Below are 24,261 nucleotides of genomic sequence, written 5' to 3'. Positions count from 1 at the left end.
CACTGGGGGATTACCTGCTCGCTTCGCTCTCATGCATATTGGAGTTGTAACTCACTTCGTTTGAACAACTCCAACAAAAAAGCCTCCTCTCAATGAAGAAAGAAGGCTTGTATCGTTTTAAATTATAATGCCATGCACCTTATTCTGGCGATGTATCCATCTGCGTTACCTTTGCAGTTAGCTCAGCCCAGGCGACCTCACGGCACATGGAAAGCACTGATTAATGCTGCTTCCTTCCGGACCTGACATGGTTCACAGGTTCCCATTGCGCAAGACCCAAACGTCAACACCACTTACAAAGGGCTGACCAAACAGGTACAAAGCCTCGATAAGGAATTCAACCCCACTAGAGCGGATTGTGGGTTACAGGGCTCCGCTACGTCCCCATCTAGCATGACAAATTAGCTGCCATTTCAAAAACGGCTCACTTATAAATATACCTTTATTTCATGGAAAAGGCAAGTAAGAACTTGATTTGTGTGTTGATTTTATCGTTTCTTTTTAAAATGGGAGTCGTAATGTGATAGCGTCATAGGCCGGGATTGTAAAGTCTTGGTTTGTGATGGGTTCTTCTAGTGCATTTATCAGCGTTATACTGCCTTTTGTTAGGTGCGATGGATCGATTGTTTGTGGTTTGTTCGTCGGGTTTTCGATTCGGATGATGTATTTGTCTGACTCGTAATAGGATGGGTAACAGGCGGAGATGAGGTAGGATTTTGGCATGTCGCTTAGTTGTAAGGTGCGTTTTAGGCCTCGTTTCCGTTCTGTTTTTTGGATTTTATTGTCCAAACGGTGCAGGAAATAGTTGTAGGATTGGCGTTGATAGGAAACTGTTGTTTGGTTGAATGCTCTGGTGCGTTGGGCGGTTTCATGCTCGTCGAATCCTTGTGTGCCTAGATAGATGGCTAGGGAGAATGTATGGTCGCCGATTAGTTGGGCGCCTTCTGTCGGGATTAGTACGTGACCTTTTTTTGTTGTGTCGCCTGATGCTCGGCCAGGACGGTAAGCGAGATTTGGTTTGCCGAGTTGACCTGTCGTTGCGAGTAGCGTCAGCGCCAACTGGTCGCCGGATTGTTGGTACTCTTTGATGCCTCGCGTGAAGATAGTACAGCTCTTCGTTTCGCTAGTCAGCGTCACACTTTGTTCGAGCGGCTCAATGTCGACCGGCTTTTCGCTGTATGTGTCTTGCCAATTCGCTGGGACGCCAGGCTGTCTCTTGATGTAGCCGAATGGGAGGGACGCGATATTCGTGTCGGTTTTCACGCCGGTATTTATTTTTAGACGCAGGCGGTGGCTGTTGATTTGATTATTCACTTCTAATTTGCAATGAAGTAACGCGCTATCTCGACTCAATTCCAAGGTCATTTTCACCCAAAGTTCGGCTTGTTTGCCGTCTGGTATGAGTCGGTCTTCCAGATCAAATGGCATCGCATGGACGCCGGTCAAAATTAATCGCTCAACTTGGCGTGATTTCTCTGTTGTTGCTTCTGTAAATCGGAAATCGCATGGGACATCGTTTGCTAATGGGGAATAGTCATAGGTATCACCTGCATTGGCGGCATCTTCTAACTCGATAAAAGCAGGGTGTTTCTCGCCAGTTGCCGTCTCAAGATGAATGGCGCTGTCTTCGAAAGTAATTTTGTAAAACGGGTTGCTAATGGAGGTATTCGTGACTGGTTTCATTTCTTCGAGTGCCGTTTCGCTGTCTTCAAAAGTCAGAACGCGGTAGCCCAGACCTGGAATCTCGATTTTCAGTCTCACTTGCAAAACATAGTATCCCGGCTCTTCAATAAAGCGATTTCCAGCTGGCGTTTCCTCTAGCACATCTTCTCTTGATTCGATATATTCCGATTGAACAACCATCGCATCTGAGCATTCTGGAAAGTGGATGTGCTTGTTTTTCGTGATGACTTGTACTTCTTTGTAGCTATCAAACGTGGCAAGTTCCGTATTGAAAACGAGGATTTCATTAGCTTCGAGTTCTAGATCGTCCGCGATTTTTTTCACGATGGTGTTCTCGATGCTGTCGCACAATTCGTCGGCTTCCTTCATTCGGTGCATGATATCTTCTACGACAGGGTCGGAAACGCATCCTGCCAAGCTATCGTGCGCCTGTCCTTCCAGTAGTTTTTTCCACGTATGCATCAGTAAACGTTCACTGATTGGGATTCCCGATGCTTTAGCGATAACGAGTAGTGGTTCGATGCGTGTCAGTAATTTTTGCTCTAATTCTGCGCTTTTCAACTTGATGTTCATGCGGCTGGAGCCAATCGTTTTGTGCACCCGAGCTAAAACTGGGCTTCTGAATTCGCCACGATATTCCTCCAAATCAGGCAATGTTTTGACGTACGCGATGAAATCTTGATATGTGCTGAGTTCGTAGGAATGGCGTCCCATCTTGTTTATTGCTGCTAATTTCTCTGAAAAATTAGTAATGATGTTCAGCTGGTCATTTCCCGATGGAATCAGGACTTCTTGCGTGGCGCTGTATTTTGCAATGAAATCAATTGCCGGATCAAGACGCCCATCCACATATGCCGTTGTCGGCTCAAGCAACATCCCCGTTCCGTATCCTTGCGGCATATTAATCGCGTAAATCTGCGCCGCGTCACCCAGCCCGCTCCATTTGAAATAGGTAGACTGGACTTGTTCGCCAAGATGAATCCCACGCCAGAATATGATGTTATCAAACCCCGCCTGACTAAGTAGCGTCGGCATTTGCGCGTTAAATCCGAACGTATCTGGCAAATAACCAATTTTCATATAATTGCCGTATTTTTTACTATCAAAAATTCCAATCATCGCGTTTCGCAAAATTGCTTCGCCATGCGCAAAAAACGCGTCTGTTTGCGTGAACCATGGCCCGATAAAAAGTTGTTTTGCGGCGATTAATTGCTTAATATCGTCCAGTTTTTCCGGATATAATGCGACATAATCGTCCAAAATCGATAATTGGCCGTCCAATACGAAATTTGCCTCTGGGTGTGCTTGCAATTCCTCGATAACCTCTGTAAAAAGTTGTTCGCTTAAAACCAGCGCGTCGGCGGATGTGAAATACCACTCGCGGTCCCAATGCGTATGATTGACAATGTGTGCTTTAACCATGATTACCTCCGTTTTTTAAGCTTCCCATTCTGCTTCATCAAAATCATCTTCCTCGACTGTGTACGATTCTTCCTGACCAGCGCTATCTTTCCGTAAAGCAACGGACATTCCTGCTACGACGAACGTTCCAACTGCGATTGCTAAAATATAGAACCACCAGTTTTGCACAGTGAACCAGCCATAAAAACCGCTGATTGGTGCTTGGTTAATCGCGCCAAGTCCTACTGCCAACGCACCGCCGATTGCCGAACCAATCACGGTTGCCGGAATGACTTTTAGCGGGGATTCTACAGCGAATGGAATCGCGCCTTCACTAATACCAACAAGCCCCATGATTAGAGAGGATTTCCCAGCTTCACGCATTTCAGTGTTGTATTTTCGTCTTGCAATCAATGTTGCCAGACCCAGACCTAGTGGCGGAATAATAATCGCGACTTGTGCGGCAGTATTCGGAGCATAAATTCCACTCGTCAAAAGGGCCATTGCGGTCGTAACTGCGGCCTTGTTTACCGGCCCGCCTAAGTCAAATCCAACCATCGCGCCAATAATTGCCGCCATCAAAATTTGATTCGTTCCTGACATGCCGTTTAACCAAGTTTCAAGCGCTTTATTCAAGTCGGCAAACGGAATTCCGACGACATAATTTATAATGAGTACAGTAATCAGCGTCCCAAAAACAGGCACTAAAAAGACAGGGACAATAGATGCTGCCGATTTTGGTAATTTGACGTATTTTTTAATCAATAGACACGTGTAGCCTGCGATCAAACCAGCTGCAAGTGCACCAAGGAATCCTGCACCAATATCACGGGCCAGCAAACCGCCGACAAGTCCAGGTGCGATACCCAATTTATCCGAAATCGAATAAGCGATAAACGCTGCAATGACAGGGAACATCATGCTTAGCGCCAGTCCACCAAAGCCATCTAAACTATGCAACAGCGAAATAATACCGTTCGTACTATCTGCATATTTCGGATCCCAAATGTCCGTAATTCCGTAAAATGAACCACCAACACGCGCAATCGCCATAATCACCGCACCCGCAATAACGAGTGGAATCATATATGAAATACCTGTTAAAACATGTTTTTTAAGCTCGCTCCCAATTTTTCTAAACATAGTCGTTTCCCCCTATTTCTCATCGATTAGTTTCAGTGCTTCGTTAATCACTTTTTCGGCGTCTTTAATCGGCGCGCTTACAGGAACTTCCAGAATCGTTTTCCCCGCAAAACGCTCGCTATTTCTCACTTTCGTATCCACTGCAAAAATCACAACTTCACCGATATTTACGTCTTTTTCGGTTAGTTCATTCTCGATTCCAGTCGCGCCTTGGGTTTCCACCTTGATTAAGTCGCCCATCTTCTTTGCGCCTTTTTTGAGTGCTTGCGCTGCCATATATGTGTGGGCTACACCTGTTGCACATGCGGTTACTGCGATTATTTTACGTTTCATACTTCTACCACTCCTTCGTTTAAAATACGGATTACTTCTTCCTTGGCTCGCGTTTCTTTCAACCCTACAACGATATCGTCATCCATAAGTTTGGTCGCGATTTCAGCTAGAATTTTCAAATGGGCATCGGTTTTGTCAGAATCGCTGATAGCAAGCAGGAAAATCATGTTTACCGGCTCGTCATCAAGCGACTCCCATTCAATTAGGTTGTTCGTGCGTGCAAAAGCAATCGCCGAACGCTTCACGCTATCGCTCTTACCGTGTGGAATCGCGATATTATTTCCAATCCCTGTCGTCGCGTGCGTTTCCCGATTCAAAACAGCTTGAATGTAGACCTCTTTGTCCGCCAGAATGCCTTTCGAGTCCAGAATCCCCGCCATTTCTCGAATCACCGCTTCCTTCGTTGTCGCTTCTAAATCGAATACGACGAGTTCTTTTGTCAATATATCCTTTACTTCCATTACATCCCATCCTTTATTAAATGTTCATATATTTCCTCAGCGGTATCAAGCGTCATCAGCTTTTCCAGCCACTTTTTATTATCAATATAATTGTAAAATTGCTCGTATACCACGTCTAAATTTAAACCATTATTCTCGGTTAGTGCGATGAAAAATACTTTATCCACGTCCACAAGCCCCCATTTCACAGGTTTCTTAAGTGTTGCAATAACAATCGTGGATTCCTTAATCAGCACCGGATCTGCATGCGGCGTCGCCATTTCGTCAAATGACGTGAACGACAATTCCTCCCGCAAAAGCGCGCTCTGAGCAATACCCGACTTCGCAATACCCCGCGCAACCAACAGCTCGCCAATTTCGGTAATCGCCGCTTCCATCGTCGTAACCTCAAGCCCTGCTAAAATATGTTCTGGCTGGATTAAATCTAAAAACGGCTGGCTCACATTCTTCTTTTGCCGCTTCAACTTTTCCATATGTCGCTCTACTTGTTGTAAATCTTCTTTACTCATCATCGGGCTCACCACAATACTTGGCACCGTTTCCAATTCGAGGTAAATCGTGCTAATGACAAGCTCAACATCGACATCCGACTCCATCATCGCTTGCACGGATAAGATTTTTTCAATCTGAATCATCGGGAAATATTTCTTAATTCTGGCGGCAAGTAACCTCGATGAACCTAGGCCAGTACTGCACACAAGCGCCACACGAATTGGATCAGGGAAGGAACGCATTCGCTCATGATACGCCTCGAAATGAAGCGCGATATAAGCCGTTTCATCTTCATTCACTTGCACCTCGTATTTCGCCTCCGCCTCCGTTTTCAAAAACAGCGCTTCCTCAAACGCTCGCGGGAAGTTTTGCTTAATTTTACTAAGGTACGGATTTTTAAAATTCATGCCGAGTTTCAATCGATTAATCGCCGACTTTATGTGTGTCGCCAAGCCTTCTAGCAGCTCTTGATCATACTCCGTTTCCACCAAACAGCCCCTCACAAATTCCGAAACATCATCTTGCGGTTGAGCATGATTGCTGGAAAAACGATTGTTTCGCTGGTTATAAGCCGCTGCGAGGTGAATCTGAATATAGCCAATTTCAAAATCAGGAATCATAATGCACAAACGAGTTTCGAGCATGTCAACGAGTATTTCAGTATTTTGTTGTTGGGAATCCAGCGCATCTTTCATTAGACCGTCCACCTGATCTCGTACGTACTCTTTTTCCCGAATCCGTTCTACCGCAATGGCTAGATGAATCACGATTGACTGAAAAGCATAGTCCGTAAACTTGAAATTGTATGTCTCGCTGAACTCGCGCACAATCGAAATAATCTCTTTTAGACCCTCTTCTGGAAAAATTCCGGTCACGTCCGCTTGAATCGTATCGAAAGCTTGGAATACTTTCTCGCCTTCTTGTTTCAAATACCAGTTGTCTCCCCAGAAATTACGGATGAATTTCGAAGTCAGGGCGCGTTTTTCTTGTTCGTTGACGAGAATTTTCATACCCTTGCTTGGCTTTTTATAAAGTTTGACGCTCTCTTTCTCAAGCATTTTCGTCACTTCAATCATGTCTTTTTCAATCGTTCCACGGCTAATGTAAAGCGCTTCGGAAAGTTCTTGAATCGTCACGTAATCGCTTGCTTTTAGTAGCGTACTGAAGATGTAGATGACGCGCTCTTCTTTGGTGGACGGAACGAGACTGACTTGGTTGCCTAGGAAGCGGGTGACTTGCGCCAAACCTTCGCTATCCCCATCAATATAGACACCGACTTTCGGTTTACGAACGACCGTCATACCAAATTCTTTTAGGAACAAATCGATTTCTTTCAATGAATTGGATACTGTTTTTTCAGAGAGACTTAAGTGATCCGCAATATCTCCCACGCGTGTCTGGCCTGCTTTCATTAAAAACTGAATGATATTCTTTTCGCGATTTGCAATCATTTTAGTTACCGCTTTCATTTTATATTTCCTTTCCCTGACCTTATTCTATTACAAAGCTACCTTACCGAAAACTACGAAATTTACTGCATTGAATACCGTAATTTTGGGATATTGCCGAGTCCTCCTACGCGTGATAAATTTAGGTGGCATTATTAATGATGAGAGGAAGCTTATTATGTTGATTTATTTTGTTGCCTTACTACCGATTCTTGGTTGGGGTTTTATGCCTATCATTGCGAACTTACGAAAAAGTACCCCGGAGGAGCAGTTACTCGGGACATCGATTAGCGCGCTTGTATTCGCTTTTATTTTATTTTGGTTTGTGTCACCCGAAATTACGCTAGCCTCATTTATTGTCAGCTTCATATCGGGTATTTTTTGGAGTTTTGGACAATTACTGCAATTTAAAGGAATCGCCGCGTCGAGCGTCGCCAAGGCGATGCCGATTTCCAATGGCACACAACTCGTTGGCGCTACACTATTTGCCGTCCTCATTTTCCACGAATGGCAGACGACGAGCGCTGTTTTGATTGGCATTTTTGCAGTGCTTATCATTTTGGTTGGGGTGGTAATGACCGGATTTCAAAAACGTGGGAATCAAATCAAGGAGTCAGTTTCCATTCATGTCTACGCTATCGTTATTCTATCTTCCTTCTTTTTAACGCTTTACGTCGTGACAAACCAGCTATTTCACGTGAGTGGTTTCGCTATCATCTTACCACAAGCCATCGGGATGCTGACATGCGCCATTGGCATTAATTTAACGAAAAAATCTGCCATTTCCCGCAAAAATGTGGCGTTCAATCTGTTGACTGGATTATCATGGTCGATCGCGAATCTCGGTATGTTTCTAGCGACTGCCGTGCTTGGCGTCGCGACTAGTTTCTCGATTTCACAGGCTTGCGTGATTGTGGCGACGATTGGTGGAATTCTGATTTTCAAGCAAAAAAAGAGCCCACTCGAGTGGACGTTTATTCTTTCGGGGGTTGGATTGATTATGGTTGGGGTTGTGTTGTTGAGTTTGTTGAAATAACTGTTTTAATTTCAATAAACTCTATTAAATTAGAAATAAATAGCTCCTAAACACATACATTTATTGAACATGACCTAACAAAATTCTCTACAATCTATTTTTTTCTTAAAACCCAAAGAAAACGCTTTCTAAAAAGATGCGAACGTGGTAAAATGTATACAATATAAACCTTAAACTTACAGGAGTGATGCGCATGGCTAAAATAAACGAAGCATACCACAAAAAAACAAAAACAGTTATTGATTTAAGTGTTATTTCCACAGCAAATGATTTTGAAGAATTAAAGCAAGATTTATTTTGTCCCACAGAAAATTGTGATGCTAAACTTGATTTTGTAAATGGTCACACAGAAACTTTCTTACGAACACACCCAAAAGAAAACCATACTAAAGACTGCCCTTATTTTTTTGAAAGAGATGCCTCTAAAAAAAGAAGTAAAAAACTGGTTGAAATCTCTGTTACTATGGGAGAGGAAGAGTCAGATAATAGGCTTGGCTATTTGTTTAAAACTATTTACAAAAAGAAAAAGAATAGTACATCCAGAAAAAGAAGTCGTCCAAATAAAACCACTGACAATAACAGTCACGAAGGAACCGAGCACATTGAAGCAGTTCTGGTTAATAGCGGCAGTGAAACGACGGATTTATCCACTCTAAAAGAATCTAGTACAACTATAGTGCGAGGTCCGAAAACGTATAATAGGGCTCTTAATCAGATAACCATTAATGATGCTTTTGTAAAAACATATGGATATGCTACCCACGCAATACTGGAAGATAACTCATGTGAGATTCATGTCCGTTTTGAAAAAAAAGAGGGCGTATTTATATTTCCTTCATCATTCTTTAAGGAATATGTTCAAGCCAATGAATTTATGGGTTCTTTATGTAAATACATAAATCAAGAATCTAACTCACGCTTCCCTATAATGCTGTTGGTTATGGGGGAGATTAAAAACATTCCAGAAAAAGATCAAGCCCAGCCTATCTATGTAAATAAATATGTATGGTTAAGTATCGTAATAGAGGAGTTTCAAGAACCCCCAAAAAGAATGAAGTTGGCTTCTTTTGTTGCACAAAAAAACACTGGAATTTTTAATAATAAATCTTAGCTATAGCGTATAATATTATAGGAATGAATTATAATTACTCTATAGAAATAATTATAATGAGCCAAATAGGAGTCGTGTGTATTCAATAAATGTAACACAAACGACTCCTATTTTTTGAGTTTTAAGAGCCAAACCTAAGCCATATCTCTGCTTATTCCTTCATAACTCAATTACAGCTTTACTAATTCTCCTTACTTTTCTTGGTCTGCTTTAAAATTGGTCATTTTCTTATCATAACTTTCCAACTTCTGTTTCGCGCTACTGCCCCACTTTCCTTTTAAAGAGCTTTCCAGATTCCCTGTTATTCCTTTCGTACTCTGCTGCGTTGTACTCGCCAATGTCTCTATTGTAATACCGACCATCTGCTTTTTATTTTGAGTTGTAGCAACTGCTGCACTGGCAACCGTATATCTGACAATCATCTTCTCCAAATTCTTCTTGATATCATCGAATATATCTATCATGTTTCCTCACTCCTTGCCTCTTGTAACGCTTGTTCATATGCTGATTGGCGCTTTCGATACTCTCGTTCTTCCGCTTCCAATTGTTGTTCTATGGATGTATTTTCTTTATTGTATAAAGTAGTTACCTCGTCTCTCGCCATACCAATCATTTGGAAAGCGCGATGTAAACCACTTCTATCTTCCACAAAATCTTGGAGATAATGGCGTGTCCTGTCAGCTAAATCATCCAGCGAGCGGAGGGTTTCTGTTTTTTGCTGGTATAGTTCCGCATCTTTGTCAGCTAATACTCTTTTTTTACGTAAAAATTGTTCTTCATCATCTTCTTGTTTCCTACGAATCGTTTGGAATTCATTTGTCATCCTATCTGTAACTCCTTCGCTAGTTCTTTATCTAGCGCTAATTGTTTTGTAACACTGGTCTTAATTTCTTCGACTAAATTTTGATAATCTGCCTTCAATTTCTCAGCTTTCGCAATCTTTTTTTCATAATATGTTGTTGCTTCATCTACAATACTTGCTTTCGTGGCACCTCCATCTGCTAGGGCGTCCATTACCTCGTAGTAATTTAGATGCGACGCGACTTCTTGTGCTCGCTGTACTGTGTCTTGCCAGTGTTTTTCGGTTTCGGTAATAGCATCTTTGCATGCTTTTACGATTTCTGAAAATCCTGATTCCACCATTCTGGCAATGCCCTCTGCAATAATCAACACTTCGCTACTTTCTAAATATATCTGCTCTGACGACGACAATCCACCACCTCTTGCTCTTAACTTGCCTGTTAACACGGTTAAATTCTTTAATTGATCTAAAATCGCTATCTCGGTTTGAGCCATTTTCACGCCCACTTTAGCGGTCGCCTCGATACGGATGTTGCCCTTTTTATCAAATTGGTACCCGCCCCACATGTGTTGTTGCATAACTCCTGTTTTTTTAGAATCAATTCGGATTAACATTCCGACTGTACTAGCGCGACTGTAACCTACTGTTATCAAGTCTTTGTCATCAATATAGTTAAAAATTCGATTCTGTAACTTCTCCGCTGTTTCTTGCTGTCTATCATTTAAAACAGTATGTATATTCGGACCTTCATACAAGTACGCAGAACGGATTCGCTCAGGATTTTCGGTGTCGGAAATGGCGTATTGACCATTCATCGAGCCGAGGGAATGCCCATATATATCAAAAGAAGCATTACTATAACGTCCCATCGCATTTTTTAATGTTTGCGAAGATGATTTAAGTTGTGCGGTTGGCATTTGTTGTCCGCCACCAATAACTTGGTTCGCCATTGGAACATCATTTTTAACCCAGTCTGTGACCCAATCATCGCCTTTCATCAGTTCCGTCGATCCGCGGTATAAAACCGTGACGTTTTGAACTTTTTCTAAATCAGCTGGTGTTGGGTTTTTGGGTAGTTTCTCTGGCGTGATTATGTATGTTTGTTCGCCTGTTTTTTTGTTGTTGATGGATTCTGAAACGTAACCGATTGTCCCTATATCTTTAATTTTCACCTTAGAGCCCTTGGAATAATCTTCATACTCCGCCCAAGCAATATTAATTCTGTCTCTATCTGAGAGATTAATGCTGTTCATTATTTAGTCTCCTTTTGCAAGTAGTCATCTAATTTTTCTGATTCACTAGAAACCCAACCTTCTATTTCGTCATATTCTGGAGTCCCCTCTTGAGAATTCTTATTAAATCCAGCAGTAAACTTCAAATTTTTATCATTTTCAACATATCCTTCGACCATTATTCCTCCCATCGGATTATGTTTAACGCTGTCATAGTCAATTGTAATATTTTTAATTTTGTTGAATTTATCATCACTTCTTAAATCTTCTTCAATCAGATGCTTGTTCTCCTTCACTACTTTCACCATATCATCTTGCAACTTTTTATCATCCATATAATGTTTCACTCCAAATCCAATTAGTACGATTACGAGAATTCCCGCCAATATTCCTATTATCTTCATTCGCTTCATCTGCACACCACTCTCTATATCCTAATACTCCTATTTTACCATATTCTATACTTTTTCGAAAAACATTATCTACATTTTCTAGCTAAATTATATAATTTCTAGTGTTTGTTCACTGTTTTTTCGTTGCCTGGATATATACTATTAAAGTAGACAGATTATTGCATAATATTAGTCTTTTTATAAAATAAGTTATTAAACATCAAACAGCTCATATTGTATCGCATTCAAAAAAACATATATATGATATAACAGCAATTAGCAGTCGGTTTCGGAAGTCTTTTGATTTCCTTAATTGCTCTTGCTATTGCATTGATTAAGCTTAACAACGATCAAAAAAATAACCATCCTCACTCCCACAAGAGTCGATAGCTATTTTTGTACCATATAAAATTATGTCACTGTCTTTTGCCGGAGCTACTGCTAGGGAGTCATGTTAGCGCATGACTTCCTTTTCTTGTCCTCATTATAGCATTTTTTGAAAATCTCGTCAAAATTACTTCCTTTTCCCACGAAAAAACACCTCCTGTATCTTCTCAAGTAAGAGAGTTAACAAGTGATGCTTTTATCCATATTGGTTTGTTATTCAGATCACCGTGGTGTGAAGTATGCGTACGATTTGTACGTTTGTTTATTGTATTTTACAACGATTTCTACTTTGACTTTATAGCCTTTTGTTGCTCGGCTAATCTTAATTTTATTAGCTACCCCTACCTTACCTGATACAGGAGTTTTAGTAGTCTTGTAATAAATTGTACCTGTATACGCTGTGTTTTTAGGTACACCTGATACGTTTAAAGTGATAGTACTGTTCTGTTTTGGTGTCGTTGTGCTTAGTGATACTTTGACTGGGTTCTTAACTGCCGCCTCTGCTTGGATGCTTGAAACGCCTGTAATTCCTGCTGAAACAGGTGAAAATACAACCAAAACTGCCATTAGAAATAACGCTATTTTATTTTTCATCGACGTGTTTCCCCTCTTTAACTAAGTATTATTTTTTACAAACCAATACATTACTTATATTACCATAATCATCTAATTTCTCAAAATTTAACTTCGATTGGAGGTATACAATTTTTTTGAGGTGATTTTTCCTTTGTGTTCAGTACGAGGAAAACACAGGAACCAAAAAAACTGGCCGAGGCCAGTTTTTTATGCGCTGAAATAAAATAAGTTTGCTAACACTGCAATCAATGTCCCTAAAAGACAAATTCCCACTAAAATGATTAGCGTCCATACTAATTTGCGGTTCATTCGAATCACCCCACGTTTTTTTTGCCTCCGATGCGCGCTTTATCTGTTATTTGTTTCTATCTTACCATTTACTTGACTTTTTTGCCAGTCAATTAGGCGCTCGTAACTTCCCATTAGCTGGGTCGTGATTTGTTGAAAAATCGGTTGGAGTTCTTTGTAAATCGCGACGTTCTCAGGATTGGGTTGGTAGATGTGACTTGGTGGTAATTTTTTCGTGAGCGCTAGTGTTGGCAAAATTTTCAATGTATGCAGGGCAATGATTGCGGCACCTAAACTTGAGCCTTCGATTGTGTGGGGTACGATGACTTCGCGGTTGAAAACATCGGCGACGAGTTGGCACCAAACAGGATGTTGGGAGAGGCCGCCGGTGACGTGAATTTTATCGTGTGGGTCGCTCATCACTTCGTAAACGTGTGCTAAATTAAACGCGATGCCTTCTAAAATGGCGCGGATGAAGTGGGCGCGTTTGTGGTTAATGGTGAGTCCGACGAAGCTACCGCGGATTTGGTCGGTCCAATAGGGCGCGCGTTCTCCTAGTAAATAGGGTTGGAAAAGGAGTCCGTTTGCGCCGGGTGGTGTTTGGGTGGTGCTGTTGATGAATCCGGTAAAATCGTTTGCCGCGCGCTCGGCGTCTGTGCCGAATTGTTCTAGTCCCCAGGCGAGGACCGCACCGCCATTGTTTACGGCGCCGCCTTGTACGAAGTAGCCGTTCGCGACGCCGTAGCAAAAGGTTCGCTGCCAATCGTCGACGTGATATGTTTTTGTGAGTTTGCGGACGGCGCCGCTTGTTCCGACGGTGAGTGTGACATCGTGTTCTCCGACAGAGCCGATGCCGACATTGGCAAGCGCGCCGTCACTGCTTCCTACGATGAAAAGTGTATTTTCTGCAATGACGCCGAGTGTTTCTTTCCACGCTGGTAAGATGCCTTGAAAGAAGTGCGATTCTGCGACTACTTTTGGCAATTGTGATGTGGTGATCTGCGTAATTTCGAGCGCGAGCGGCTCCCAGTCATGCGTCAACATGTTGTAGAGTCCTGATGCGGAAGCCGACGCCTCGTCAATCACGTATTCGCCGAACAGCGCGTGCAAAACATAACTTTTAATCCCGATATACTGATGCGCCCGCGACACCACATCTGGAAAATCATCGTGCAACCAGCAGAGTTTCGCGAAAGGGCTCATCGGATGAATCGGCGTCCCCGTCTTTTCATACACTTGATGCAAGTAAAAATCGCGTTTTCGTCGTTCCAAGGCCTCGCCGCTGCGCTGATCCGCCCACGTGATGCAATTCGTCAACGGCTCACCGTCCGCGTCCACCGCAATCAAACTATGCATCGCCGCGCTAAACGAAATCGCCTGCAAAGCTTCCGCCACGTCCACGCCCGCCGTCGCAACCACAGCCCGAATCGCGTCCACAACCGCGTCCAGAATCACGCGCGGCTCCTGCTCCGCCATCCCTGAGTCGTCCGTCAACAACGGATAGCCTCGCGATTCTCGCGCCACCAGCTCCCCACTCGCATCAAAAATCACCGCTTTCGTGCTCGTCGTCCCAATATCGACGCCCATTACATAAACCACATTTCCCATCCACGTCACCCTCAATTTTTCCTCATTTGTCCCCAATTATAACGATAAAAAAAGCGGAGTCAAGGTTTAGCCCTCGAATCTCCACTTTCCATCTAGCTAGATTACATTATTAACTGTATAAGTTATTTTTCATCACGCAAAAAAATGTAACAAAATCACCATCATTACCCTACCAATCCACATCTTTGTTATCCTGCCACGCCTTGTAGTATACTTTACATGTATGCTAAAAATAGCAATTGTGAAAGGAAGATAATAGATGAAATCACGTGCAGCAGTGGCCTTTGCGCCTGGAAAACCTCTTGAAATCGTTGAAATTGACGTAGAGGCTCCGAAAAAAGGAGAAGTTTTAGTTCAAATTACGGATACGGCGGTTTGTCACACCGATGCTTATACGCTTTCTGGTGATGATCCTGAAGGTGTTTTCCCAGCGGTTTTAGGACATGAGGGCGGCGGCATTGTCATCGAGATTGGCGAAGGCGTGACGAGTGTGGCGGTCGGCGATCATGTGATTCCGCTTTATACGGCCGAATGTGGCGAGTGTGAATATTGTACGTCTGGTAAAACGAATCTTTGTCAGGCGGTTCGTGAGACGCAAGGTAAAGGTCTGATGCCGGACGGAACGACGCGTTTTTCTTATAACGGTGAGCCGATTTATCATTATATGGGCACGAGTACGTTCAGCGAATACACGGTTATTCCAGAGATTTCGCTTGCAAAAATTAACCCGGAGGCGCCGCTTGAAAAGGCGTGTTTACTTGGTTGTGGCGTAACGACTGGAATTGGCGCGGTTCACAATACGGCGAAAGTTCAAGCTGGCGACACCGTGGCTGTTTTTGGACTCGGCGCGATTGGCCTGGCCGTAATTCAAGGCGCGGTGCAGGCTAAGGCTGGCCGGATTATCGCGATTGATACGAATCCAGATAAATTTACGCTGGCAAAAGAGATGGGCGCGACGGACTTTGTGAATCCGAAAAATCATGCGCGACCGATTCAAGAAGTGATTGTTGAGATGACGAATGGTGGCGTGGATTTTAGTTTTGAGTGTATCGGGAATACCGATGTGATGCGTTCGGCGCTGGAATGTTGTCATAAAGGTTGGGGCGAGAGCGTGATTATCGGCGTTGCGGCGGCTGGAAAAGAGATTAGTACGCGTCCATTCCAACTTGTGACGGGTCGTGTGTGGCGCGGGTCTGCTTTTGGTGGCGTGAAGGGGCGTAGTGAGTTGCCGGGTATGGTGGAGCAAGCGATGAAGGGCGAGATTCAGTTGGACCCGTTTATTACGCATAACTTACCGTTTGCAAGCATTAATGAAGCGTTTGACTTGTTGCATAACGGTGAATCGATTCGGACGGTGCTTTCGTATGACTGAAAAACTGGAATTGCTGGAGGAACATCGGAGTTTTGACGGTGTTCAGAGGAAGTATCGGCATTATTCGACGGTTCTCGGTTGTGACATGACGTTTAGCTTATTTTTGCCGAATCGGGAAAAATTTGAGATGCCACCGCTCGTTTGGTGGCTTTCGGGCTTGACGTGTACCGATGATAATTTTACGCATAAGGCCGGGGCTCAGAAAAAGGCCGGGGAGCTTGGCTTGGCGATGTTGATGCCGGATACGAGTCCTCGCGGGGATGATGTTGCGGATAGCGCGGACTGGGATTTAGGTCAGGGTGCTGGGTTTTATATGAATGCGACGCAGGAACCGTGGGCGCGGAATTTCCGGATGTATGATTATATCGTGACGGAGCTTACGGGGATTGTGCGCGACGAGTTCGGATTGACTGGTCCGGAGTCCGTGATGGGGCACTCGATGGGTGGACATGGCGCGCTGGTTATTGGTTTGCGCAACCCGGGACGCTTCCGTTCGATTTCGGCTTTTGCGCCGATTGTGAATCCGATGGAGGTTCCTTGGGGTGTTAAAGCGTTTGATGCGTATTTGGGCGCGGATCGGGAGAGTTGGTCGGAATGGGATGCTACGAAGTTGTTAGCGAAACATGACGGCAACACGCAGACGCCGATTTTGATTGATCAGGGAACTGGCGATGGTTTCTTTGATGGCCAACTGCAACCTGCGAAATTAGCGGAGATTGCGACTGAAAAAGACTATCCGTTGACGCTGCGCATGCAAGATGGCTATGATCACAGTTACTATTTCATTGCGAGTTTTATTGACCAGCATTTAGAATTTCATCAGACGCATTTATAAGCAAACTAAAAACCGTATCCAACGCAAATCTGGATACGGTTGTTTCACTATGCATTTTGCCGGATTTTCGCGACATTACTCGTAAATAATCCCGCCACACAAATCGCGATAAGTACAAAAATAAACGCATTCAGCAAGCCAAAATAATTCGCCAGGAAACCAAGCAACGGCGGTCCTGCAAGCGAGGCACCATAACCTGCGAGCGTCACCAAACTTACACGTCTCACCGCGTACCGACTCTCATCCCCAGCCGCCGAAATCGTCATCGGGAAGCCGAGCGAAGCGCCAAGTCCCCACAGGAATATCGCGATGACGCAGACTACGACGGAAATTTTCAGGATGACTAGAAGTAGGCCGATTGCAGCGAGTGCCACGGCGATGCGGAGTAACAACACGCGGCCATACGTATCGATTAAGCGCCCACTCACCAACCGCCCGCTAATCATGCCGGTCAGGAAAACACCATAAATAACCGTACTAAAACTATGCGAAACGTCGTAACCATCGACCATCGCAAGCGGAATCCAATCATTCGCCGACCCTTCAACAAACGCGAGACATAACGCCATAATCGCCAGCGCCACCGTCCGTTTATTGAGCCACAATCGTCAAATGCAGGCTGACTGAGATGCCTAATTTGATGCAAATCGCTCCGACTCCAGCTCCCACAAGCGTTCCAATACTAAACGCCGCATGCAATACTGGCAAAATCGTCTTTTTGATTCGATATTCAATCTCGGTTCCTTCTAAATTCATGGCGACGTTACACATTCCCGCCCCCATGCCAAAAATGAACAACGCCGCGAAAACCACGATTTGGCTTGCCACAATCGCACCCGCAGAAAGCGCAATGAATCCAGTAAACATGAAAAAGGCACTCGTCATAATCGCAAATCTACCACCCCGCGCCCGAACAAACACGTTGGCCAGCACCAAACCTAGAATCGAACCCATCGACAAACCGAGTAAAATAATCCCCATCGTTCCCGTCGTCGCGTGCAGCGCATCCCGCAACTCCGGCGTTCGCGAAATCCAGCTCGAAAAACTAAATCCACACGTCGTAAAAATAACTAAAATCGCATAATAGCACTTTTTCTCCATAAAAACTCCCTTTTCTCTCGGTTTACTGCAGCGCCAACATCATTTTAATCGTGTGCAGTACCGCGTCTTCATCATTCGACCGAGCAATAAAATTCGCCGCCGCCTTCGTTTCAGGAAAACCATTCCGCATCGCAAAACTATAAAGCCCAGCTTCCATCAGCTCCAAATCATTCAGCCCATCGCCGAAAACCATCGTCTCATCATACGTCACGCCAAGAATCTCCTGCAATCTCGCCACTGTCGTCCCTTTATGAACGCCAACATCCGAAATATCAATCCAAGCCCCTTCCGATGCAACAATATACGCTTTATCAAAAAATGCTTCAAGTTGCGTGCGCGTATGAAAACTGTCCTCTTTCTCATCATATACAGAAATTTTCACAAAATCAACATCAATTTCAGCAAAATCAGCTACCCGACGCAACGCCGAATACGAATGCTTCATCCGATTAAATATCGCATCAGGCACCGTATCCTTAACAATCGCGCCCGCCGACGTACACGCAATAATCACGTAATCCAGACGATACGCCTCCAATTTTGCAATCATCTCGAGCCCCAACTTATTCTTAATCAACGACTCATAAACAAACTCCCCATTCTGCTTAATCCTCGCCGCGCTATCTCCCAAAATCCACAAATCCTCCGTATTCTCAGGTCCAAAAAGTTGCTCCACACGGTCACATTGCTTCCCAGTACACGCCGCAAACGCCACATTTTTCTGTGCCATCAAGCCCTTAATTTCCTGATAAAACTCGCGGTTATACTCACCCTTACTATCCAAAAACGTCCCATCCATATCCGTAATCACTAATTTAATCATGCCCCTACCCCCATGTTTCTTATTTTCTCCACTAAATCTCTATTTATAATGCGATATGTACAACCCGCATCCGAAAAACCACCATTTCACCTGAAATTACCGCCGATATTCTTGTTTTTGCACATGCAGCAACTCCCTCTTATTTCAGATTCATAAACGCTAAATGCGACATCGCCAGCCACTGCAATCCCGCCATTACATCTTTATCGAACGAAGCCGCACAATGAAAGTTCGGCTTATTTGGCTGTTCTCGCAAAACATCATTTTCTAAAATCAGCTTTTCCAACTCCTGCTGACTTAAGCCTTCCATATGAATCACAAACGTATGCGGCGCCAAGAGGCTGTTGTAAATGCATAAGATATTCAGCAAATTCTGCGCCGACTCCTCGAACGAACGAGGTAATTCTTGAGCAATAAACTGCGGCAAATAACGAATTTCACCAGCCAAACCATCCTGCCCTCTAAAAAGTCCATTATTGTGAAAAAGGCTCGCGCCCGGCATGCTCATTGGCAAATAATAAATACCAACTACATAATCACGATCCGGAACCGCCACTTCTTTGCAATAACCTACTGTTGCGAGATTGGCATCATTTTCAATACGGACAGGAATGCCGAATCCATCGCCGATTTCTGTTTCTAAATCCCAACCGTCAAGTGCATCGTGCCAGCTCACTGCGATTTTAGAACCGATTTGTTTACCTGGAATCGAGATTGCGATATTCGTGATGGCTAGTTTTTGAGCGAGTATTCCCGTAACAACCTCTACCACCGCGCCAATTCCCACAACTTCCATCGGCTGATTTCGAGTTAGTTTGATGTCGCCGCGCATATTCACAATTTTAGCGACAATATGTAATTTCCCAGCCGTTTCTTGAATCGAAATCAATAAATAGTGCTCAAAATCGTAGTTAAAATGGTAGTGTACAGACGGACGACCAAGTTTAGGATGGATCAATTCGCCGCCAATAAACTCACCAGCCTCCACCAGTTCTTTGACGAGACCATTGACCGTGACCGTGCTTATATCCGACTCGCCAGCCAATTTCGCCTTTGTCGCGGATCCGTATTTAAACAACATACTTCTAACTTTATTCAAATTCGCCGCCTTCACGACATGCTTATTTTCCATTCATTTCATCGCCTCGCAATATATTTCTGAAACTTAATTAAGTAAATTAATTATATGGAATTTCGATAAAAATGTAAAGCATAAAAAAACGCTTACTATGCACAGATTTAGAATCCATGAATAATAAGCGTCCTTTTTCAAATTTTAATTGGGCGATCCAACTCATACAAATGACGGTAACGTTCTTCATTCGCTAGCAACTCCTGATGCGTTCCGTCCATAATCACATCGCCATTTTCCAAGAATAGTACCCGATCCATTTTCTCCACACCAACCAGATGATGCGTCACCCAAACGAGCGACTTCCCTTGCAGTGTCTCAAAAATCGTGCCCAGCAGTTCTTTCTCAGTAATCGGATCGAGTCCAACAGTTGGCTCATCTAGCACTACGATCGGCGTATCTTGTAACAAAATCCGAGCTAGCGCAATCCGTTGACGTTCGCCACCAGAAAAGCGCGCGCCCATCTCCGTCATTTGCGTATGATATCCATCTGGCATGCTCATAATAAAGTCATGCAGCTTCACCTGTTTCGCAACCTCCGCCACTTCCTCATCCGTCGCATCCTGATTTCCCATCCGAATATTGTTCAGCACCGTCGTGTTAAACAAATGCGCCTTCTGATTCAGCATCGATATCATCTCCGAAATCTGCGGCCGAAGCTTCGCGACATCCTCACCATTCAGCGTCACCGAACCCGACGTCGGCGCCAAAGCACCTTGCACAACTTTCAAAAAGGTCGATTTCCCCGTACCACTCCGGCCTAAAATCGCGACCTTCTCGCCCTGCTTCAACTCAAAATCCAAATCACGCAAAACAGGTTTGGAATCTGTGTAACCAAAAGTCAGTTTTTCAGTACGTAAAGTTACATTTTGCGTATCGATCGCCACTTTTTCAAGCGCGCCTTCCTCTTCCCAAGTCAGAAGTTCCGCGTCCTCAATCTCTTCCAAACGCGCAATCGAATCCTTGTAAAGCGAGCCATCACTGACCGCATTACTCACCGGAATAAAGCTCTCCGACAGGGCCAAAATCGCCAACACAAACGCCGCGATAAACGTCGGTTCAAAAACACCGTCCACGACTTGCTCGTTTGTCCAATACACCATCGACAGCACCATAACGCCAATAATCAGCTGCCCAACAAAGTCCCGCAACGTCGCAAAACGCGCCTGCTTCGTCTCCGCGGCAAGCAGTAATTTCTCGTCCGCCTCATAATCCGCGATAAAGCTTTTTTCACGACCACTGAACATCCAGTCACTAATCCCGAACACCGCGTCCGTGAATTTTTGATACAATTTGTTCCGTTCCTGCTTCATGTACGCATTTTTCCCGCGCGCGTAAAGTAGCGACACCCAAGGCATCACCAGCACAAGCAACGCGATATAAGCGAAAAATAAAATCGCAAACGGTATCGAAAAGACGCCGAGTGAAATCACAATGCCGCCGTACAGCACCATCGCCACAATATTCGGCAACAGCGTCGTCAAATAGTAATTTTGCAAATGCTCAATGTCATCCGAAAGCAGCCCCAAAATATCCCCCGTCCGGTAACGCGAACGCATCAACAAAGCTTGCGGCTCAATGATTCGGTACAAACGCACACGCATCTTCGCCAAAATCCGCAAAACGAGCGAATGACTCGCCAGCCGTTCAATGTAACGCGATACCGCACGCATGATTCCAAATGCCCGAACCCCAACGATCGGCACATAAATCAACAAAATCGTCTCCGGAATCGTCGCTGCCGTCGAAATCAAATACCCCGACGTAAACATCAGCGCTCCGGTTGAAAATACCGTCAGCAGACCAAGCAAAATAACCCAGAGGAAAAGCGTCCGATTTTGCTTAATATAAGGCCCAATCCAGCTACTTTGTCTCATCAGATCTCCTCCAATTGGGCTTTGATTAATTTCGCATAAAAGCCTTTTTTCGCGAGCAATTCCGCGTGCGTTCCAACTTCCACAATCGCGCCATGATCCATCACGATAATCCGGTCCATCTCAAGCATCCAATGCAAACGATGCGTCGCAAAAAAGACAAGACGATCCGCGAACAAATCAAGCATCGGCTGCTTCAACTCGTACTCCGTCTCAATATCCAAATGCGCAGTCGGCTCATCCATCAACACAATCCGTCGATCACTTAGGAAAGCCCGCGCAATCGCGATCCGCTGCTCCTGACCACCACTCAGCACACGGCCTGCCTCACCGACAAGCGTATCATAACCCGCATCAAGCTCCGCAACCAAATCGCGCAACCCAGCCGCATTCGCCGCCTGCTCCACCGCCGCATCGTCACTATCCGGCGCATAAAAACGAATATTCTCCCGCACCGTCTCGTGGAACAAATAAGGATGCTGCGGAATATACGTCACCTGACTCTGCCAAGCCGCATCACGCAACTGCACACGCTCCTCCTCATTCCACAAAAACGCACCGTCCGTCGGTTCCAAAAAGCCACTCAAAACATCGATCATCGTCGACTTCCCAGCACCCGTCGCACCAATAATCCCAATTTTTTCAAAACCAGTCACCGTAAAATTGGCCGCGTCAAGCGAAGCCTTCGAATCCGGCTGATGTTGCACCGTCACATTTTCCAAAGTAAACGACGTATTCGCATCAAAATCCAAAACCTGCCCCGTCGCGATTTCCGTCATATCCTTATCAATAATTTCCTGAATCACGCGCCCCGCCTCTTGTCCATCCAGCGTCGCGTGATAATCCGAGCCAACCTCACGAACCGGCAAAAAATACTCCGGCGCTAAAATAAGTATCGCGAGCGCAGGCTGCAAAATCATCGTAGACTCAATCAAGCCCAAGCCCAGAAACACCGCCACCGTCGCGACCGAAAGCATCGTAAAGAAGTCCAGCGCAAACGAAGACAAGAACGCCATCCGCAAAGTCCCCATCGTCGCCTTCCGGTAATCCTCACTCACCTTCGCAATATTCCCCTCATGCGAGCGACTAATTCCCAGATACTTCAACGTCTCCAGTCCCTTTAACGAATCCACAAAATGATTCGACAACACCCGATGCGTCTCAAATTGGCGATCCGCACTCGCCCTCGTTGCCAGCCCAATCATAATCAAAAACAGAATCAAAATCGGCAGCGTCAAAATCAGAATCACGCCCGACGTTGTATCTTCCATAAATACGTAGATTAAAATCATCACCGGAATAATCGACATATTCATCAATTTCGGCAAAAACAGCTCCAAATAACGACGGAAATCAGCGACACCTTCCATGACCATCGTCACGACTTTCCCTGTCCCCTCCGCACTCGTAAAACGCGGCCCAAGTAGAAACAGTTTCGAAAGCAACGCCTCACGCATCGCCGTCCCCGTTTTCGCAGCATAATCATACACAATTTTGCGTTTCCATACATTCAAAAAATGCCGTACGAGATAAGCCCCCGCAAAGAGGCCTAAATCGAACAGCGCGTCACCCCACGGATCCCCGTGAAATAGTGTTGTAATCGCAGTTGCTAAGTATTTTGCCATCGCGATGATAGCCGCGCCCTGAATCAAAGTCAGGACGGCTAACATAGCAAGGATCGGTTTTATACCTTGGTATTTCAATAAATCTCTACCCATTAGTACGTCATTTTCTCCTTACTGGATACACGCTTGCGGAACACATAATAGCTCCATATTTGATAACCTAGTACGAACGGCAAAAGCGTCAGAGCCACGATTGTCATTACTTTTAGCGAATAATCGCCGGATGCTGCATTGTGAATCGTTAAATCATACAACGAGCTGGTCGAACTAACCATGACACGCGGGAATAATCCTGCAAAAATCGAGCCAATCGTCCCAACAATTCCAAGTCCACTAAAGGCAAATGCCCAACCTTCGCGGCCCTTCCAAAGAGCAAGCGCTGAGATGACGTAGAACACGACCGTTGCGCCAATCATAATCGGCAACAAAATCGGACGCGCTTGGAAAATATCTGTGTAGAAGAACGCCATCACTACAAAAATCGCAAGTACAGGAACCGTTACGAACCACATCCGTTTTGCAATCCGATTCGCACGTTCACGAATGTCGTCATGCGTACGAAGCGTGATAAACAGCAATCCATGGAAATAACAGATCAATGTAACCGTCAATCCGCCCATAAGCGAGAACGGCGTAATGTAATCAAAGAATCCTGCATTCATATTCATTTCACTATTAATCGGCATCCCAGCAACAAGTGACGAGAACAAGACGCCAAGCAAGAACGGCGGCAAAATACTACCGATAAAAATAACCCAATCCCACGTCTTCACCCAAGCTTTTGTATCATGTTTCCCGCGGAATTCAAACGAAACACCACGGCCAATGAGCGCCAGCAAGAAGAATACAAGTGGAATATAATAACCACTAAACATCGTCGCATACCAGTTAGGAAACGCCGCAAAAATCGCGCCCCCAGCCGTCAGCAACCAAACCTCATTCGCATCCCAGAACGGTCCAATCGTATTAATTAAAACACGACGTTCCAAATCATTCCGAGCCACAAAACGAGTCGACATCCCAACTCCGAAGTCAAAACCTTCCAAGAAGAAAAAGCCAATGAAAAGTACAGCAACTAAAAGGAACCACAGTTCGTTTAATTCCAT

The 24,261-nt window shown here is 44.6% G+C and carries 22 protein-coding genes and 1 other RNA gene; 4 read left to right on the top strand and 19 right to left on the bottom strand.

The genetic code is table 11. The features are described from left to right. Positions 1-130: 130 nt before the first annotated feature. From ffs to HCJ66_RS03010, 6 genes are all read right to left on the bottom strand, one after another. An RNA gene (ffs, locus tag HCJ66_RS03035) (signal recognition particle sRNA large type) lies at positions 131-397 on the bottom strand. Between the two features lie 104 nt (positions 398-501). After that, positions 502-3,105: an alpha-mannosidase gene (locus HCJ66_RS03030; protein ID WP_187131832.1), complete on the bottom strand. Its 2,604-nt coding sequence runs from the start codon at positions 3,103-3,105 to the stop codon at positions 502-504. A 15-nt stretch (positions 3,106-3,120) separates the two neighbouring features. Continuing rightward, positions 3,121-4,227, bottom strand: a complete 1,107-nt coding sequence (locus tag HCJ66_RS03025) for a PTS fructose transporter subunit IIC (RefSeq protein ID WP_187131831.1) — start codon at positions 4,225-4,227, stop codon at positions 3,121-3,123. A 12-nt stretch (positions 4,228-4,239) separates the two neighbouring features. After that, positions 4,240-4,560 (bottom strand): PTS fructose transporter subunit IIB, encoded by a 321-nt coding sequence (locus HCJ66_RS03020; protein ID WP_036060685.1) that lies wholly within the window; start codon positions 4,558-4,560, stop codon positions 4,240-4,242. Further along, positions 4,557-5,021 (bottom strand): PTS sugar transporter subunit IIA, encoded by a 465-nt coding sequence (locus HCJ66_RS03015; protein ID WP_187131830.1) that lies wholly within the window; start codon positions 5,019-5,021, stop codon positions 4,557-4,559. The genes HCJ66_RS03020 and HCJ66_RS03015 overlap by 4 nt, the downstream gene beginning before the upstream one ends. Continuing rightward, positions 5,021-6,982 (bottom strand): BglG family transcription antiterminator, encoded by a 1,962-nt coding sequence (locus HCJ66_RS03010; protein WP_187131829.1) that lies wholly within the window; start codon positions 6,980-6,982, stop codon positions 5,021-5,023. The genes HCJ66_RS03015 and HCJ66_RS03010 overlap by 1 nt, the downstream gene beginning before the upstream one ends. 157 nt (positions 6,983-7,139) lie before the next feature. Here HCJ66_RS03010 and HCJ66_RS03005 point away from each other — a divergent pair, with 157 nt between their 5' ends. Next, the gene (locus tag HCJ66_RS03005) at positions 7,140-7,997 is read left to right on the top strand and encodes a GRP family sugar transporter (protein ID WP_187131828.1); all 858 of its coding nucleotides are present in this window, start codon (positions 7,140-7,142) and stop codon (positions 7,995-7,997) included. A gap of 193 nt (positions 7,998-8,190) precedes the next feature. Further along, positions 8,191-9,108, top strand: coding sequence for a hypothetical protein (locus HCJ66_RS03000; RefSeq protein ID WP_187131827.1), 918 nt, complete (start codon positions 8,191-8,193; stop codon positions 9,106-9,108). Positions 9,109-9,299: 191 nt separating this feature from the next. Here HCJ66_RS03000 and HCJ66_RS02995 read toward each other — a convergent pair whose 3' ends face one another. From HCJ66_RS02995 to HCJ66_RS02970, 6 genes are all read right to left on the bottom strand, one after another. Beyond that, on the bottom strand, positions 9,300-9,572 hold the full coding sequence (locus HCJ66_RS02995) for a hypothetical protein (RefSeq protein WP_187131826.1): 273 nt from the start codon (positions 9,570-9,572) through the stop codon (positions 9,300-9,302). Next, positions 9,569-9,931, bottom strand: a complete 363-nt coding sequence (locus HCJ66_RS02990) for a hypothetical protein (protein WP_187131825.1) — start codon at positions 9,929-9,931, stop codon at positions 9,569-9,571. The genes HCJ66_RS02995 and HCJ66_RS02990 overlap by 4 nt, the downstream gene beginning before the upstream one ends. Next, positions 9,928-11,163, bottom strand: coding sequence for a hypothetical protein (locus HCJ66_RS02985; protein ID WP_187131824.1), 1,236 nt, complete (start codon positions 11,161-11,163; stop codon positions 9,928-9,930). The genes HCJ66_RS02990 and HCJ66_RS02985 overlap by 4 nt, the downstream gene beginning before the upstream one ends. Further along, positions 11,163-11,555 carry a DUF1310 family protein gene (locus HCJ66_RS02980; RefSeq protein ID WP_187131823.1) on the bottom strand — a complete coding sequence of 131 codons (393 nt, stop codon included), beginning with the start codon at positions 11,553-11,555 and terminating at the stop codon, positions 11,163-11,165. The genes HCJ66_RS02985 and HCJ66_RS02980 overlap by 1 nt, the downstream gene beginning before the upstream one ends. 588 nt (positions 11,556-12,143) lie before the next feature. Beyond that, positions 12,144-12,515 (bottom strand): hypothetical protein, encoded by a 372-nt coding sequence (locus tag HCJ66_RS02975; RefSeq protein ID WP_187131822.1) that lies wholly within the window; start codon positions 12,513-12,515, stop codon positions 12,144-12,146. A 330-nt stretch (positions 12,516-12,845) separates the two neighbouring features. After that, entirely contained in the window at positions 12,846-14,393 is a 1,548-nt protein-coding gene (locus HCJ66_RS02970) for a gluconokinase (protein ID WP_187131821.1), read from the bottom strand. Positions 14,394-14,652: 259 nt separating this feature from the next. On the opposite strand from HCJ66_RS02970, the gene HCJ66_RS02965 reads away from it, so the two are divergent. Then, the gene (locus HCJ66_RS02965; protein ID WP_187131820.1) at positions 14,653-15,765 is read left to right on the top strand and encodes an S-(hydroxymethyl)glutathione dehydrogenase/class III alcohol dehydrogenase; all 1,113 of its coding nucleotides are present in this window, start codon (positions 14,653-14,655) and stop codon (positions 15,763-15,765) included. Next, positions 15,758-16,600 carry an S-formylglutathione hydrolase gene (gene fghA / locus HCJ66_RS02960; protein ID WP_281384381.1) on the top strand — a complete coding sequence of 281 codons (843 nt, stop codon included), beginning with the start codon at positions 15,758-15,760 and terminating at the stop codon, positions 16,598-16,600. The genes HCJ66_RS02965 and fghA overlap by 8 nt, the downstream gene beginning before the upstream one ends. Positions 16,601-16,647: 47 nt before the next feature. Here fghA and HCJ66_RS16080 read toward each other — a convergent pair whose 3' ends face one another. The 7 genes from HCJ66_RS16080 to cydB all read right to left on the bottom strand — a co-directional run bounded on the left by HCJ66_RS16080 (position 16,648) and on the right by cydB (position 24,261). Beyond that, positions 16,648-17,205 carry an MFS transporter gene (locus HCJ66_RS16080; RefSeq protein ID WP_246438527.1) on the bottom strand — a complete coding sequence of 186 codons (558 nt, stop codon included), beginning with the start codon at positions 17,203-17,205 and terminating at the stop codon, positions 16,648-16,650. After that, the gene (locus HCJ66_RS16075) at positions 17,192-17,701 is read right to left on the bottom strand and encodes an MFS transporter (RefSeq protein ID WP_246438524.1); all 510 of its coding nucleotides are present in this window, start codon (positions 17,699-17,701) and stop codon (positions 17,192-17,194) included. Before HCJ66_RS16075 ends, HCJ66_RS16080 begins: the two co-directional genes overlap by 14 nt. Before the next feature lie 22 nt (positions 17,702-17,723). Continuing rightward, the gene (locus HCJ66_RS02950; RefSeq protein ID WP_187131819.1) at positions 17,724-18,524 is read right to left on the bottom strand and encodes an HAD family hydrolase; all 801 of its coding nucleotides are present in this window, start codon (positions 18,522-18,524) and stop codon (positions 17,724-17,726) included. A gap of 139 nt (positions 18,525-18,663) precedes the next feature. Then, positions 18,664-19,656: an ROK family protein gene (locus tag HCJ66_RS02945; RefSeq protein WP_187131818.1), complete on the bottom strand. Its 993-nt coding sequence runs from the start codon at positions 19,654-19,656 to the stop codon at positions 18,664-18,666. 137 nt (positions 19,657-19,793) lie between these two features. After that, complete coding sequence (gene cydC, locus HCJ66_RS02940; RefSeq protein WP_187131817.1) at positions 19,794-21,533, bottom strand: thiol reductant ABC exporter subunit CydC; 1,740 nt, start codon at positions 21,531-21,533, stop codon at positions 19,794-19,796. Continuing rightward, positions 21,533-23,248 carry a thiol reductant ABC exporter subunit CydD gene (gene cydD / locus HCJ66_RS02935; RefSeq protein WP_187131816.1) on the bottom strand — a complete coding sequence of 572 codons (1,716 nt, stop codon included), beginning with the start codon at positions 23,246-23,248 and terminating at the stop codon, positions 21,533-21,535. Before cydD ends, cydC begins: the two co-directional genes overlap by 1 nt. Further along, positions 23,248-24,261: a cytochrome d ubiquinol oxidase subunit II gene (gene cydB / locus HCJ66_RS02930; RefSeq protein WP_187131815.1), complete on the bottom strand. Its 1,014-nt coding sequence runs from the start codon at positions 24,259-24,261 to the stop codon at positions 23,248-23,250. The genes cydD and cydB overlap by 1 nt, the downstream gene beginning before the upstream one ends.

The organism is Paenilisteria portnoyi, assembly GCF_014322795.1.
GTDB lineage: Bacteria > Bacillota > Bacilli > Lactobacillales > Listeriaceae > Listeria_A > Listeria_A portnoyi.
This window is presented reverse-complemented; position numbering and strand designations above follow the sequence as displayed.

Coding starts and splice junctions, on each gene's coding strand:
- HCJ66_RS03015 (WP_187131830.1), bottom strand. CDS start 5,021: ATGGAAGTAAAGGATATATTGACAAAAGAACTCGTCGTATTCGATTTA.
- cydB (WP_187131815.1), bottom strand. CDS start 24,261: ATGGAATTAAACGAACTGTGGTTCCTTTTAGTTGCTGTACTTTTCATT.
- HCJ66_RS02950 (WP_187131819.1), bottom strand. CDS start 18,524: ATGATTAAATTAGTGATTACGGATATGGATGGGACGTTTTTGGATAGT.
- cydD (WP_187131816.1), bottom strand. CDS start 23,248: ATGGGTAGAGATTTATTGAAATACCAAGGTATAAAACCGATCCTTGCT.
- HCJ66_RS02965 (WP_187131820.1), top strand. CDS start 14,653: ATGAAATCACGTGCAGCAGTGGCCTTTGCGCCTGGAAAACCTCTTGAA.
- HCJ66_RS03010 (WP_187131829.1), bottom strand. CDS start 6,982: ATGAAAGCGGTAACTAAAATGATTGCAAATCGCGAAAAGAATATCATT.
- HCJ66_RS03030 (WP_187131832.1), bottom strand. CDS start 3,105: ATGGTTAAAGCACACATTGTCAATCATACGCATTGGGACCGCGAGTGG.
- HCJ66_RS02985 (WP_187131824.1), bottom strand. CDS start 11,163: ATGAACAGCATTAATCTCTCAGATAGAGACAGAATTAATATTGCTTGG.
- cydC (WP_187131817.1), bottom strand. CDS start 21,533: ATGAGACAAAGTAGCTGGATTGGGCCTTATATTAAGCAAAATCGGACG.
- HCJ66_RS03005 (WP_187131828.1), top strand. CDS start 7,140: ATGTTGATTTATTTTGTTGCCTTACTACCGATTCTTGGTTGGGGTTTT.
- HCJ66_RS16075 (WP_246438524.1), bottom strand. CDS start 17,701: ATGGAGAAAAAGTGCTATTATGCGATTTTAGTTATTTTTACGACGTGT.
- HCJ66_RS03020 (WP_036060685.1), bottom strand. CDS start 4,560: ATGAAACGTAAAATAATCGCAGTAACCGCATGTGCAACAGGTGTAGCC.
- HCJ66_RS02945 (WP_187131818.1), bottom strand. CDS start 19,656: ATGGAAAATAAGCATGTCGTGAAGGCGGCGAATTTGAATAAAGTTAGA.
- fghA (WP_281384381.1), top strand. CDS start 15,758: ATGACTGAAAAACTGGAATTGCTGGAGGAACATCGGAGTTTTGACGGT.
- HCJ66_RS02975 (WP_187131822.1), bottom strand. CDS start 12,515: ATGAAAAATAAAATAGCGTTATTTCTAATGGCAGTTTTGGTTGTATTT.
- HCJ66_RS02995 (WP_187131826.1), bottom strand. CDS start 9,572: ATGATAGATATATTCGATGATATCAAGAAGAATTTGGAGAAGATGATT.
- HCJ66_RS03025 (WP_187131831.1), bottom strand. CDS start 4,227: ATGTTTAGAAAAATTGGGAGCGAGCTTAAAAAACATGTTTTAACAGGT.
- HCJ66_RS03000 (WP_187131827.1), top strand. CDS start 8,191: ATGGCTAAAATAAACGAAGCATACCACAAAAAAACAAAAACAGTTATT.
- HCJ66_RS02990 (WP_187131825.1), bottom strand. CDS start 9,931: ATGACAAATGAATTCCAAACGATTCGTAGGAAACAAGAAGATGATGAA.
- HCJ66_RS02980 (WP_187131823.1), bottom strand. CDS start 11,555: ATGAAGCGAATGAAGATAATAGGAATATTGGCGGGAATTCTCGTAATC.
- HCJ66_RS02970 (WP_187131821.1), bottom strand. CDS start 14,393: ATGGGAAATGTGGTTTATGTAATGGGCGTCGATATTGGGACGACGAGC.